14 protein-coding genes, 1 pseudogene and 1 other annotated feature are annotated in these 13592 nt (G+C 39.7%); of the genes and pseudogenes, 13 read left to right on the top strand and 2 right to left on the bottom strand.

Going from position 1 to position 13592, the window contains the following annotated elements; translation table 11 throughout:
- Nucleotides 1–8: 8 nt before the first annotated feature.
- Nucleotides 9–1337, bottom strand: coding sequence for a tRNA uridine-5-carboxymethylaminomethyl(34) synthesis GTPase MnmE (mnmE, locus tag MOZ64_RS07280; RefSeq protein ID WP_320325923.1), 1329 nt, complete (start codon nucleotides 1335–1337; stop codon nucleotides 9–11).
- A gap of 37 nt (nucleotides 1338–1374) precedes the next feature.
- Between mnmE and MOZ64_RS07275 the strand changes: the two genes are divergently transcribed.
- Both MOZ64_RS07275 and lysS read left to right on the top strand, forming a co-directional pair.
- Nucleotides 1375–1977 (top strand): L-threonylcarbamoyladenylate synthase, encoded by a 603-nt coding sequence (locus MOZ64_RS07275; protein ID WP_320325922.1) that lies wholly within the window; start codon nucleotides 1375–1377, stop codon nucleotides 1975–1977.
- A gap of 28 nt (nucleotides 1978–2005) precedes the next feature.
- Nucleotides 2006–2214: a binding site (T-box leader), on the top strand.
- A gap of 38 nt (nucleotides 2215–2252) precedes the next feature.
- A complete protein-coding gene (gene lysS, locus MOZ64_RS07270; protein ID WP_320325921.1) occupies nucleotides 2253–4163 on the top strand; it encodes a lysine--tRNA ligase in 1911 nt (636 codons plus the stop codon).
- A gap of 113 nt (nucleotides 4164–4276) precedes the next feature.
- On the opposite strand, the gene MOZ64_RS07265 is transcribed toward lysS, so the two are convergent.
- On the bottom strand, nucleotides 4277–4672 hold the full coding sequence (locus MOZ64_RS07265) for a pyridoxamine 5'-phosphate oxidase family protein (protein ID WP_320325920.1): 396 nt from the start codon (nucleotides 4670–4672) through the stop codon (nucleotides 4277–4279).
- Between the two features lie 109 nt (nucleotides 4673–4781).
- Between MOZ64_RS07265 and MOZ64_RS07260 the strand changes: the two genes are divergently transcribed.
- From MOZ64_RS07260 to MOZ64_RS07210, 11 genes and pseudogenes are all read left to right on the top strand, one after another.
- Complete coding sequence (locus MOZ64_RS07260) at nucleotides 4782–5126, top strand: winged helix-turn-helix transcriptional regulator (protein ID WP_320325919.1); 345 nt, start codon at nucleotides 4782–4784, stop codon at nucleotides 5124–5126.
- A 233-nt stretch (nucleotides 5127–5359) separates the two neighbouring features.
- A complete protein-coding gene (locus MOZ64_RS07255) occupies nucleotides 5360–6643 on the top strand; it encodes a M48 family metallopeptidase (RefSeq protein ID WP_320325918.1) in 1284 nt (427 codons plus the stop codon).
- A complete protein-coding gene (locus MOZ64_RS07250) occupies nucleotides 6633–7325 on the top strand; it encodes a DUF434 domain-containing protein (RefSeq protein ID WP_320325917.1) in 693 nt (230 codons plus the stop codon). Before MOZ64_RS07255 ends, MOZ64_RS07250 begins: the two co-directional genes overlap by 11 nt.
- Nucleotides 7322–8272: a sugar-binding transcriptional regulator gene (locus MOZ64_RS07245; RefSeq protein ID WP_320325916.1), complete on the top strand. Its 951-nt coding sequence runs from the start codon at nucleotides 7322–7324 to the stop codon at nucleotides 8270–8272. Before MOZ64_RS07250 ends, MOZ64_RS07245 begins: the two co-directional genes overlap by 4 nt.
- A 157-nt stretch (nucleotides 8273–8429) precedes the next feature.
- Nucleotides 8430–9221, top strand: a complete 792-nt coding sequence (locus MOZ64_RS07240; RefSeq protein WP_320325915.1) for an SDR family oxidoreductase — start codon at nucleotides 8430–8432, stop codon at nucleotides 9219–9221.
- A 3-nt stretch (nucleotides 9222–9224) separates the two neighbouring features.
- Nucleotides 9225–9644, top strand: coding sequence for a PTS sugar transporter subunit IIA (locus MOZ64_RS07235; RefSeq protein ID WP_320325914.1), 420 nt, complete (start codon nucleotides 9225–9227; stop codon nucleotides 9642–9644).
- The gene (locus MOZ64_RS07230) at nucleotides 9644–10132 is read left to right on the top strand and encodes a mannose/fructose/sorbose PTS transporter subunit IIB (protein WP_320325913.1); all 489 of its coding nucleotides are present in this window, start codon (nucleotides 9644–9646) and stop codon (nucleotides 10130–10132) included. Before MOZ64_RS07235 ends, MOZ64_RS07230 begins: the two co-directional genes overlap by 1 nt.
- A 15-nt stretch (nucleotides 10133–10147) precedes the next feature.
- On the top strand, nucleotides 10148–10954 hold the full coding sequence (locus MOZ64_RS07225) for a PTS mannose/fructose/sorbose transporter subunit IIC (RefSeq protein WP_320325912.1): 807 nt from the start codon (nucleotides 10148–10150) through the stop codon (nucleotides 10952–10954).
- 12 nt (nucleotides 10955–10966) lie between these two features.
- Nucleotides 10967–11800, top strand: coding sequence for a PTS system mannose/fructose/sorbose family transporter subunit IID (locus MOZ64_RS07220; protein WP_320325911.1), 834 nt, complete (start codon nucleotides 10967–10969; stop codon nucleotides 11798–11800).
- A 13-nt stretch (nucleotides 11801–11813) separates the two neighbouring features.
- A complete protein-coding gene (locus MOZ64_RS07215) occupies nucleotides 11814–13049 on the top strand; it encodes a zinc-binding dehydrogenase (protein WP_320325910.1) in 1236 nt (411 codons plus the stop codon).
- Between the two features lie 77 nt (nucleotides 13050–13126).
- A pseudogene (locus MOZ64_RS07210) lies at nucleotides 13127–13592 on the top strand (sulfide/dihydroorotate dehydrogenase-like FAD/NAD-binding protein); the annotation flags it as partial.

Raw genomic sequence — 13592 nt, 5'->3', positions numbered from 1 at the left:
AACTTTTTTTATTTACCTAAACAGAATTTAGAAAATAGTGTATCGATAAGGTCTTCCCGATGGACTTCTCCAAAGATTTCTTTTAGATGATCATGGGCGGATTGAATATCGATTTCAACCAAATCGGGTTCCACGCCCATTTCCATGGCTGCTTTGGCATGCAACATATCTTGTTTGGCTTGTTGGATCAGACCGATTTGGCGTTCACTCGATAATAAGGGATGTTCATTGACAACATTGGTTTCAAATAATTGTTTCATGGCATCCAATAAGGAATCAATTTCATGATTTTGAGCCGAGATCCAAATACCCTCACTATGTGTTTCCAACTTGTCTTTTTTATTGTAGACAATGAGGCGTGTCTTTTCTTTTGTTTGGTCTAATAATTTTTGATCTTCCGCATCCAATGGTTTGGAACCATCCAATACGACGATTACTAGTTGTGCTTGTTTCAATTTTTCTTGGGTTTTTTGAATACCAATTTGTTCAATTTGATCTGTCGAGGCATGCAAACCAGCGGTATCGATCAAATTAAATTGTGCGGATCCAATATGAATTTGGCCTTCCACTAAATCACGGGTGGTTCCGGCAATATCGGTCACAATGGCTTTATCTTCTTCCAATAAGGCATTTAATAATGAGCTTTTACCTACATTAGGCTTACCCACTAAGATCGTATCGATTCCTTTTTTCGCTAATTGACCACTTTGAGCACGGGCAAGGATCGCATCGATTTTTTCAAGCCATGTCTTGGTCATGGGCAATAATTCTTCGGTGGTTAATTGGGCGACATCTTCATATTCCGGATAATCAATATTCACTTCAATTTGAGCAATGATATTTAATAAATCTTCAATCAATGGTTTGATCAATTCCGCGATACTGCCACGAATGCCTTGGATGGCCATGTTGGAGGCGGTATCATTGGTGGCTTCGATCATATCTTCAACCGCTTCGGCTTGTGATAGATCAATGCGGCCATGGTAAAAAGCACGTTGGGTAAATTCTCCTGGTTTTGCCATTTGCGCGCCATGACTTAAGACCATGGTCAATATTTTACGAGTGATGAAAACACCGCCATGGCAATTGATTTCGACAATGTCTTCGCGTGTATATGTTTTGGGTGCTCGAAAAATAGAAACCAAGACTTCATCGACGGGTTGTTTATTTTCATCAATGATGTAACCATAATGCATGGTATAGGATTTGGCCTTTGTGATGTCTTTATTAAAAATAGATTGAACGATGGATATCGCATCTTCACCGGAAACGCGGACGATCGAGATGGCGCCCGGTGCCAGTGCCGTCGATATCGCAGCAATAGTTGTATCAAACATGTCTTTATTTTATCATAGATAAAAAGAGGTTTACAGTATGAAGATATATACACAATTCGATGCACAAAAGGTGGCCGATGCCTTTTTGGCCCATGATGTTTTAGCGATTCCAACCGATACGGTTTATGGTGTAGGTGTTATTTATGGAAGTTTAGAAGATCTTTCACGATTAAAACATGCCAAACATCGACCAGAAACCAAGCCCATTCCAATGATGGTCGCTACGGTTTCGCAAATGCAACAAATTGCGCAAGTGGATGCGCGTACAGAAAAGCTCATTGATGCTTTTTTACCGGGACCATTGACTTTGATCCTGCCTTTAAAAGAAGGTGTTGCCAAAGAATATACGAATGGGAAGGATACCGTCGCTGTTCGTATACCGGATGCACCGTTTATTTTAAATGTGATCCAGCGATTGAATAAACCATTATTGGTTAGTAGTGCGAATATTTCAGGGCATCCTGCAGCGATTACTTTTGATCAGGCCAAAGAAAATCTACCCAATATCGATGGAATTGTACAAGGACAATGTCAGCAAGGTATGGCAAGTACGATCGTGGATTGTACAAAAGAGCAGTTAGCTATATTACGAGAAGGACCTATTTCACTTTCGGAATTAGAAAACGCAATCTCTGATTGACAAAGTGGATTTGGTTTTGTACGATACCCATAAGGCTATGAAAAGGACGAGTACCTATCAAGAATGGTCTAGAGAACTCTTGGCTGGTGGAAAAGAGGACAGGATGATGGGGAATAAAACCTTGGAGCTGCTTGTTGTTCCTGCATTAAAGGAAGCACTGTTTAGTGACAGTGGCAGAGGTTTAGAAAGTGATTTCTAGACAAAATAGGGTGGTAACACGAACATTTCGTCCCTTGGATGAGATGTTCTTTTTTTATGAGTGAAAAGGAGAAGACATGAAACAGAAACTTACGCAACAAGAACAAGTGCGTCGTCAAAAGATGCAAGATTTGATCGATATGGGCATTGATCCATTTGGTCGTCGTTTTGATCGTGATGCCCGTTGTGGTCAAATTAGTGAAGAATATGATCGATATACCAAGGAAGAACTAGAAAAATTAGATGTACATGTAACGATTGCTGGTCGTATCATGCGCAAACGTCGTCAAGGAAAAGCCGGATTTATGAATATCCAAGATGTGACCGGAGATATCCAGATCTATGTTCGTAAAGATGAATTGGGCGATGAAATGTATGAAATCTTTAAGAAAAACGATATTGGAGATATTGTTGGCATTGAAGGTACCGTCATGAAGACCGATCATGGCCAATTGTCGGTACGTGCCAAGGAATACACGCATTTATCGAAGTCTTTGCGTCCTTTGCCAGAAAAATTCCATGGCTTGCAAGATACAGAAGAGCGATATCGTCGTCGTTATGTGGATTTGATCATGAATCCAGAAGCAAAGAAAATTGCGCTCACAAGACCAAGAATCATTCGAGCAATCCAAGAATATTTGGATGATCAAGGCTTGATGGAAGTGGAAACACCGGTTCTACAACCAATTCTAGGTGGAGCAGCTGCTCGTCCATTTGTGACCCATCACAATGCTTTGAACATGGATTTCTATTTACGAATTGCCACAGAATTGCCATTAAAACGCTTGATCGTTGGTGGTTTGGAAGGTGTGTATGAAATTGGTCGTTTGTTCCGAAATGAAGGAATGGATGCCACCCATAATCCGGAATTCACAACGGTTGAAGCTTATGTCGCGTATAGTGATTTACATGGCATGATGGATCTAATTGAAGGCATGTTCCGTTTTGTCTCTGAAAAAGTATTAGGTACCAATGTGATCACCTATCAAGGAACACAATTGGATCTTAGCCAGCCATTCAAACGAATCACGATGTGTGATGCCGTAAAAGAAAAGACGGGTATTGATTTTAAACAAGAGATGTCATTTGAAGCGGCGAAGCAATTGGCGGTTGAACATGGTATTGAATTGGAACAGAAACACAATTCCGTTGGACATATCATTTCCTTATTCTTTGAAAAATATTGTGAAGAAACCATTGAACAACCAACGTTTGTCTATGAATATCCAATTGAGATCAGTCCATTGGCTAAAAAGAATGCAGATGATCCTCGTTTTACGGATCGTTATGAATTGTTCATTTGTGGGCATGAATATGCCAATGCTTTCTCGGAATTGAACGATCCAATCGATCAAAAAGAACGTTTTGAAAAACAATTGGAACTTCGTGATCTAGGTGACGATGAAGCCAATGAAGTGGATACTGATTATGTAGAAGCTTTGGAGTATGGTATGCCACCAACAGGTGGTGTTGGTTTAGGAATTGATCGTTTTGTGATGTTGCTGACCGACCAAAGAACCATTCGCGAAGTTTTGTTATTCCCTCATATGAAATTGGTGGGAGATTCCAAGGCGGCCAAGCGTGCCAATACGCCTGCACCTGAAGAAAAGATTGATTTCTCAAAGGTAGAAGTTGAACCTTTATTCAAAGATTTCGTTGATTTCGAAACATTCAGTAAGAGTGATTTTAGAGCCGTTAAGGTCAAAGAATGTATTGCCGTGCCAAAGTCAAAGAAATTGTTGCAGTTCACCTTGGATGACGGAACCGGTACCGATCGAACGATCTTAAGTGGTATTCATGCTTATTATGAGCCAGAAGAACTTGTTGGTAAGACACTCATTGCCATTACGAACCTTCCCCCTCGTGCGATGATGGGTATTGATTCTTGTGGTATGTTACTCAGTGCCATCCATAAAGAAGCAGGTGAAGAAAAGTTACATCTATTGATCATAGATGATCATATTCCAGCTGGAGCAAAACTGTATTAAATCAAACATACCCGGAAATATTTGTATTTCTGGGTGTTTTCTTTCATCGTGGGATCATACAAAAAGAACTCTGCTTAAAATGCAGAGCTCTTTTAACTTTCAAGGTATCCTTTTTAAAGTTTGATGACTTCGGGGTCGGCATGAAAAGAATAGATGGTTGCGGTTGCATGTTCAAAGTAAAAGACAGTCATTAAGTTGTCATCTACCGTATACATGCTGCTTAGTGAAGCTGTGTTATCATTCATCATTGCCACGCGAGCTTCTTTACGTGTATCTTCTTTAACTTCACCTTCTACTCGAATCCAAGTGCCTTTGTACATGCCGCAAATTTCCACCTTGCCATTGGCTTTCATTTGTTGGTATACCTTCTTTTGGTTGTTTGTGACAATATATAGTTTTCCTTCAAATTCACAAACAGCACCAAAAGGACGTACATGAGGTTGACCATTTTCTTCTGTGGCAAGATAGAAAGTGCCACAAGATTTTAAATATTCAGTGATTTTGTTCATTATGAAAACTCCTGTTCGTTTTTACTGTTTATGGGTATAATTATAAAGACAGGAATCAAAATAACAAGTACGATATTTATTGATACTAGTATCAGAAAGGAACGTGTATATGGAAAAACCAGAATTATTTGGCATATGTCCTTATGTAACGGCCCAAAAGGTCTTGACGGGGAAGTGGTCCATCTACATCATGTATTTGCTTTCCGACGGTCCCGTACGATTTAATGAGTTGCAACGACGAATGCCGGAAGAAATGACGCATACAACATTATCGCGGCAATTAAAGGTACTCGAAAGAGAGGGATTGATCGTCCGAAAAGAATATCAACAAATTCCACCAAAAGTGGAATATAGTTTAAGTGAGATCGGGATCAAGTTCAAAGAAGTGTTGTCGGTGTTAGAAGAATGGGGAAATGAGTATATCCAGTATCTTCATACGAGGAAGGATATATAAAAAGGATCTGTTCATGATTTGTGAACAAATCCATTTTGTAATTGGGCTGCTTGTTGCAGCCATATGCCATCAATTACAATTCTACATGTTAATACATTTTTTTGCGTTAATCAAACATTATTTTTTGAAAAACATCTATATGTTTATTTTTGATGTATAAGTATCTATATAAAATGAACAAAGAATTAATGCTTGCATGTGCTGTTGTATCCTAGAAAAATGGAGATTTATATATGTTGTTGAAAATGATATTGATCGTGTTTTTAGTCATTGCGTTTGGTTGGCAAAGATGGATATCTTATCTTACTTGGAAACAAAGGGATAAACCACTGCCCGAAGTGGTTTCTGATATTTATACACCCACTCGTTATGCCCAGTTTCTATCCTATAAGAAAGAATATGCCAAAATGTCTTTTTGGGTACGATTGGGAACCTTAGCTTTGAATATCTTCTTTATTTTGTCCCCTTTCTTTACTTGGTTTGATGGGACCAATCCATATGTGTGTGCTTTTTTGACCTATCTTGTGATGGAGCTGATTCAAGAATTGATCGATCTTCCGGTCGAATATCATGAAACCTTTCATATCGATGAAAAGTATGGCTTAAATAAACAATCCAGAAAATCATGGATCAAAGATCATATCTTGGATTTTGGCTTTGAAACCTTCGTGACACTGGTGGTAGGTGGTTTATTCATTTATTTGTGTACACATCTTTCAAGATGGACATCCAATTTTTCGATATCGTATTCGCAATCTTTTCTTTTTGGTTTGATCATCGTTGCCATTTATTTGATCTTGATGATCACCATGTCTTTCTTGTCTTTGTTGGTGATGCGAAAGAAATATACCTTTACCGAAATGGAAGATGGTGAGTTGCGCTCTCAAATTGAAGCGTATGCATCCGAAGCCAAGAAAAAAGTACGTCATATCAAGATTTATGATGAATCCAAGAAATCTAATGATAAAAATGCATTCTTATTGAAGTTTTTATGGATCCGTGAATTTGGAATTGCGGATAATTTTATCAATGAAAATAGTGAAGATGAATTATTAGCAGTATTGTTGCATGAGATTGGTCATTTGAAACATAAGAAAAATATTTGGAACTATATGCATTATGCATTTTTAGTCTTGGTCTTTTTGTTCTTTGTCTGGTTGATACCGCATGCACAATATATCGTCGATCTGAATGCACTGATCAATCGATCTTTTGGTTTGGATCATACCAATTATGTTTTATCGTTGATGGTCTTTTCCTATGTTTTTGTTCCTGTATCCTTTGTGACTGGGCTCTATCATAATTTTGTCTCTTGTAAAGAAGAAAAAGAAGCGGATAAAAATGCAGTGGATCATGGATATGGACAAGCTTTGATCGATACCTTTACGCAACTATCGAGTGATGAATTGATCGATGTCAACCCTCATCCCATCGTTGAACGTTTCTATTATGATCATCCCGGCATGTATCAGCGCATTTCCTATATCCAAGCATGGGAGAATGAACATGCAAGCTAGAAGAGGGTTTGTAGTCGAAGATGAAAAAAACTTTTGTGATGATGCGATGTCTATATTGTCTAAGGCTATGCAAGATGTCTGTTATTTGATCAATGCAGGCTATGATCGGAAGCAAGCATCTACTTTTGTGGGCAATCATTATTGTTTGCCAGAAAGACAGCGTTTGGCAATTGTGCGTAGTGTGGCAACGCAAAAACAATTGGCAGAAAGAAAAAGGAAAGAAATTTTTGATTTTCAAGCACAAGATGTTTGGATCGATGGTTTCAATCAAATCATTACTTTAGAAGTATTATTAAACCATTCCCCTCTATTTTTGGGAATGGATGGAGTTGTTCGGGATTTAGCCTCTTTGCGTGGCAACTATCGAATCATTCCACAAACCAAACAAGCCGTTGCTTTATTGTTAGAAATGGTATATGCCTATCATCCTGGAACCATCCATATCCTTTTAGATGCACCGGTTTCTAATTCAGGACGACTCAAATCAAAGATTCATGAAGTGGATCCTTTGGTGGATGTGCAAATTGTTCAACATGTTGACTTGATTCTTTATGAAAAAGCCAATGTGGTCACTTCGGATTCGATTATTTTGGATGCTTGTATTTCTTGGTTCAATTTAGTGTCTTTGTGTTTGAAAAAACAACATTCCATGGCTTATGATATTACGGGAGTCGATCAATGACAAAAGATGAACAAAAACAATTAGTGAAAATAGCGGAGATGTATTATCTCGAAAACAAGACACAAAGCGAAATTTCTCGGGCTTTACAAATTCATCGATCAACGATTTCACGTTTATTGAAATTGAGTCGTGAAAAAGGTATCGTGAAAATTACTATTGATCCTTTTCAAGCAGGAACGTATTCGTATGAAGAAGAATTGGTCAATAAATTTGGTTTGGATAAAGCTATTGTGGTGACTACTTCGGGAAATGTGAATGATGAAAAGGTATTGATGGATTTGGGAAAAGCAGCGAATTCGTATTTAAAAGAAATTGTAGAGGATGATATGATCATTGGCTTTTCTTGGGGATCGGCCATGGCAGCATTTGCTCAATCCATATCGGGTATTGAAAAACGGAACATTACATGTGTGCCTATCGTTGGTGGTCCTTCAGGACGTGTGGTCAGCAAATATCATGTCAATACGATCACGTATCAAGCCTCTCTGGCGTTGCATGGAAAAGCTTTGTTGATTGATGCACCAGCTATTCCTGAAACGTTGGAACTGAAAAAAGCATTGTTGGATAATAGTTTTAATCAATCGTTGATCCATTATTGGCGCAATTTGAATATTGCGGTTTTGGGAATTGGCTCACCCACCATGAAAGAAAGTGATCGATGGAAAGATTTCTATGGGCAGGATGTGTTCCAGTTTGTGACAGAAAATAAGGTTGTGGGTGATGTGGTCTCCCGGTTCTATGATGCACAAGGGCACCATATCGAAAGTGAATTGGATTCACGAATCATTGGCATTGATACGACGGATCTAAAACGGGTAAGATACAAAATTGGAATTGCCGAAAGTCGAGATAAGGTGCCAGCTATTATTGGCGCGATACGAGGTGGTTATGTCAATGTATTGGTCACAACACAAGATACGGCCCGAGAATTATTGAATGAAGATTGATCTTCATTCTTTTTTTTTTATGCGTTCTATAACAAATGTGAGATTAGAAAATCAAAAATGTGATATTTTTTGTTGACTTTCCTTGTGGAAGCGGTTACTATGGTGTTGTTAAAAATTGTGATTATAATAAATCACAATTGTGAAGGAGCGTGGAGTTATGAGTTTTGATTTAAACAAGAAAGTCATTATTGTAACGGGCGGTGCTTCAGGTATTGGAAAACATGTTGTCCAAAAACTAATGGAAGCCAATGCACGACCGGTCGTAGCGGATCTAAATGTCACAACCGAAGATCAGCAAGAGGGTGCCTTGTGTGTGCAATGCAACGTTACGGATCCGAATAGTGTACAAGCCATGGTTCAAACTGTTGTGGATACCTATGGCAAAGTAGATGGCTTGGTCAATAATGCTGGTATCAACAAGCCAAGATTATTGGTCGATGTAAAGGGTGAACATCCAGAATATGAGTTGGATTTAAAGACATTGGATCAAATGTTTGCGGTCAATGTGAAAGGCTTGTTCCTTTGCGCTCAAGCAGTTGCTCGTCAATTGATTCCGCAAAAACAGGGTGTCATTGTGAATATGTCCAGTGAATCGGGTAAAGAAGGAAGTCAAGGACAAAGTGCTTATTCTGCTACCAAAGGGGCCTGTGATAGTTTTACTCGTTCTTGGGCTAAAGAATTAGGAAAATACAATGTGCGTGTTGTAGCGGTAGCTCCTGGCATCATGGAAGCAACGGGACTTCGTACGCCTGCTTACAATGAAGCCTTAGCGTATACACGTGGTGTTAAACCAGAAGAGTTATCCACCGATTATAGCAAACAAGTCCCATTGGGCCGCGATGGCAAATTAGATGAAGTCGGTAATTTGGTTACATTCTTAGTTTCCGATGAAGCAAGTTATATTACGGGAACAACATACAATATTTCTGGTGGAAAAAGTCGAGGTTAGACCATGACCGATGTAATTTTGTTGGCCCATGGCAAGTTGGCTACAGCTATGAAAGCTTCGGGTGAAATGATCTTTGGAGAATTACCAGATTTTCATCCCATTGAATTCTTAGTCGGTGAGGGTTTGGATACTGTGGTTGAAAAATTAGGGGAAACGGTTGCGACGATCAATGCCGATTCGGTGTTGATCCTAACCGATATTTTCTCAGGTACACCCTACAATGCCAGTTGTGCCTATGCGATGAAACATAGTGATAAAGAAATTCGAATCTTATCGGGGATGTCCTTACCAATTGTTTTGGAAATAGCCACCATGCGTGAAAATGCCAATGCAGATGCCATAGTTGCTCATATATTAGACGTCGGAAAAGATACGATTCGAACCTTCGAACTATCTGCGATTGAACAAGAGGAGGAATTATAATGCAGATTCGATTAGCAAGAATTGATGATCGCTTGATCCATGGTCAAGTGGCAACGGTTTGGTCAAAAGAGGCTGGTGCCGAACGAATCATCATTGTCAGTAAAGAAGTCAGTAACGATCAAATTCGTAAAACGTTAGTGCGTCAGGCTGCCCCTCCGGGAATCAAAGTCAATGTAGTGGATGCACCTAAGGCCATTCGTGTCTACAACAATCCTAAATATGCAGATGATACGGTCTTCTTTCTATTTACGAATCCCGAAGAGGTCTTGGAAATGGTGGAAGGAGGCGTACCCATCAAAACCATCAATATTGGAGGCATGCAGTTTAAAGAAGGGCGTACGCAAATCACCAAAGCAATTTCTTGTACGCCAGAAGACATTGCAGCTTTCAAGAAATTGAAAGAATTGGGAGTAGCTTATGATTTGCGTTGTGTCGCTTCCGATCCAAAAGGAGATTTTGAAGCGGCTATGAAGAAAGCCGGATTTTAATAGAAAGGATAACATATGACAATCAGTACAATACAAATTATTTTAATCTTTATTTGGTCATGTATCTGTGGGGCAGGAAGTGTATTGGATGAATTCCAGACGCATCGTCCTTTGATTGCATGTACCGTTGTTGGCTTGATCTTAGGTGATCCAACCAAAGGCATTATTCTTGGAGGAACTTTGGAATTGATCGCGTTAGGTTGGATGAACATTGGAGCCGCTCAATCCCCTGATTCAGCATTAGCCAGTGTAATCTCGACTATTTTAGTTATTGTTGGCCAACAAGGCATCCAGGAAGGAATAGCGATTGCGTTGCCCGTTGCTGCAGCTGGTCAAGTATTGACTGTCTTCGCTCGTACCATTACGGTTGCCTTCCAACATGCTGCAGATAAAGCCGCTGAAGATGCGAATTTCAATAAAATTATTGCGTTACATTTTAGTGCTCTATTTGTACAAGCGTTGCGTGTTGCGATTCCATCGACCATTGTTGCAGCGGCTGTTAGCCCAACCATGGTTCAACATATGTTAGCGGCTATTCCTGATGTGGTAACCGGTGGTTTAAGTGTTGCAGGTGGCATGATCGTCGTAGTTGGATATGCGATGGTATTGAACATGATGGAAATCAAATACTTGATGCCTTTCTTCTTCTTAGGTTTTGTATGTGGTGGTTATTTAGATTTCAGTTTATTGTCATTCGGTATCATTGGTTTGATCTTAGCCATTGTTTATGTCGAATTGGATCCTAAATTCACCAAACAAACGGTTGCAGTGGCAACCGCTTCAGCAAACGATGATGAACTAGACGATGAATTGGAAGATTAGGAGGAAAAACACATGGCTGAAGAAAAAAGACAAACTCAAATCACTAAAAAAGATATGATGCAGACATTCTTTTTTGAAAATTTTCAACAAGCATCTTTTAACTACGAACGTATTCACGCATTGGCATTCTGTGTTGATATGATTCCTACGATCAAGCGTGTTTATCATAAAAAAGAAGATCAAGTGGCAGCTTTAAAACGTAACTTGACATTCTTCAATGTAACTCCAGCTGTTTGTGGTCCTGTCGTCGGTGTGACAATGGCTATGGAAGAAGCCAAAGCCGAAGGTGAACCGATTGATGAGGGAACGATCAACTCCTTGAAAATTGGCTTAATGGGTCCTCTATGTGGAGTGGGTGATCCATTGATCTGGGGTACATTACGACCTATCACGGCAGCTATTGGTGCATCCATGGCCGTAAATGGCAGTGTGGCTGGTCCCATCTTGTTCTTTGTTGCTTTCAATGCTGTTCGTTTGGCTTTGAAATGGTATGGTTTAAAATATGGTTTTGAAAAAGGGTTGGATATTGTACATGATTTATCCGGTAACTTATTGCCAAAATTGACCGAAGGCGCTACTATTTTAGGCTTGTTTGTCATGGGGGTCTTGGTTACGAAATGGACCAGTATCAATGTTCCACTTGTGGTATCCAAAACCGTTGCCAATGGGAAAACAACCATTACTACAGTCCAAGATATCTTAGATCAATTGTGTCCTGGTTTACTGGCTTTAGGATTGACCTTTTTGATGATGAAATTGTTAAAGAAGAAAGTCAATCCAATCGTATTGATCTTTGCCTTGTTTGCTGTCGGAATCGTCGGTTATGGATTGGGTATCTTAGCGTAGAAGGAAGAATCATATGAAAACATTTGCCGTTCGTTTGTATGGTAAACATGATTTACGCTTAGAAGAATTTGAATTGCCAGAGATGCAAGAAAATGAGATCTTGGCAAAAGTCATTACCGATAGCGTATGCATGTCTACTTTGAAACTGGTCAATCAAGGTGAAGACCATAAAAAAGCACCGAATGATTTAAAAAACAATCCGGTCATCATTGGCCATGAATTTTGTGGAATCATTATGGATGTGGGAGCCAAATGGTCACATAAATACCAAAAAGGGGAAAAGTTTGTGATCCAAGCGAACCTCTTGTTGGAAGATAAACCTTATAGTTGTCCAGGTTATTCCTATCATGATATGGGAGGAGATGCGACCTATTGCATCATTTCAGATGATGTTATGCGTGCGGATTGCTTGATTCCTTATCGTGGAGAGACCTTCTTTGCAGGTTCATTGGTTGAACCCTTATCGTGTGTAATTGGTGCGATTGATTCACAATATCATATTCCTTTAGGTACACATACACATGAAATGGGTTTAAAAAAAGGTGGGAACCTATTGATCTTAGGAGGAACGGGGCCCATGGGCATGTTAGCGATTGATTATGCGCTACATGGTGAAAAGAAACCCAAACACATTGTGATCACCGATCATCATCAGGATAAATTGGATCGAGCACAATCGTTTTTGCCAAGCCAAAATGGGGTGGAAGTCACTTATTTGAATACTAAAGGTGTAGATGATGAAGTAAGCTTGCTTCAAGAAGTTGTCGATGGTCAAGGCTATGATGATATCCTAGTGATGTCGGCTCGAAAATCCGCGGTAAGTGAAGCTTCCATATTGGCGGCTGATGATGCGTGCATTGACTTCTTTGCGGGACCACAAGATAAAAACTTTATGGCGGAAATTAATTTTTATGACATCCATTATTCTCGGACACACTATATGGGAATTTCAGGGGGAACAGCCGATGATATGCGAAAAGCTGTTCGTTTGATTGAAGATGGAACGTTAGACCCATCCATGATCGTGACTCACGTTCTGGGATTGAATCAAGCTGCTTATACAACGGAACATCAAAAGGAAATTGGTGGGGCTAAGAAAGTAATCTATACCCATAAAAAGATGGATCTTACCGCTTTATCGGATGTTTCCGCTTCCAGTGAATTAGGGCAGATCCTTGCCAAAACAAAGGGTGTTTGGTCAAAACAGGCCGAAGACTATGTACTCAGCCATATGCCAGATATTGATTAATATTCTTCTCTTTGAAAAAGTCCTTCAAAATACACGGGGGCTTTTTCTTTAGATCAAGTATGGGAAAGGAAATGATCATGTATAAGATTCTAAAAAAAGAGGTGTTGAATCCTACCGTTACCAAATTGGTCGTGGAAGCACCTTTTGTTGCGAAACACGCAAAAGCTGGACAATTCATCATTTTGCGTGTTGACAAAGATAGCGAACGTATTCCGTTTACGATTGAAGATGCCGATCCTGCAACCGGAGCCGTCTCGATCATCTTCCAGATCGTGGGTGGGATGACTATGCTTCTAAACACGAAAGAAGAAGGTGACTTTATCCATGATTTCGTGGGTCCTTTGGGCAAACCAAGTGAAATTGATGGAAATAAGAAAGTAGCGATCATTGGTGGTGGCGTAGGCTGTGCCATTGCACTGCCAACGGCCAAAGCCTTTCATCAAGCCGGAGCCCAGGTCACTTCGATCACCGGATTTCGAAACAAGGATCTGGTCATCCTGGAAGATGAATTCCAAGCCAACAGTGATGCGTTCTATTTGATGA

This window comes from Absicoccus intestinalis (assembly GCF_033971885.1).
Classification (GTDB): Bacteria; Bacillota_I; Bacilli_A; order Erysipelotrichales; family Erysipelotrichaceae; genus Absicoccus; species Absicoccus intestinalis.
The sequence above is the reverse complement of the archived record's forward strand: the minus strand, read 5'-3'. Positions and strand labels throughout refer to the sequence as shown.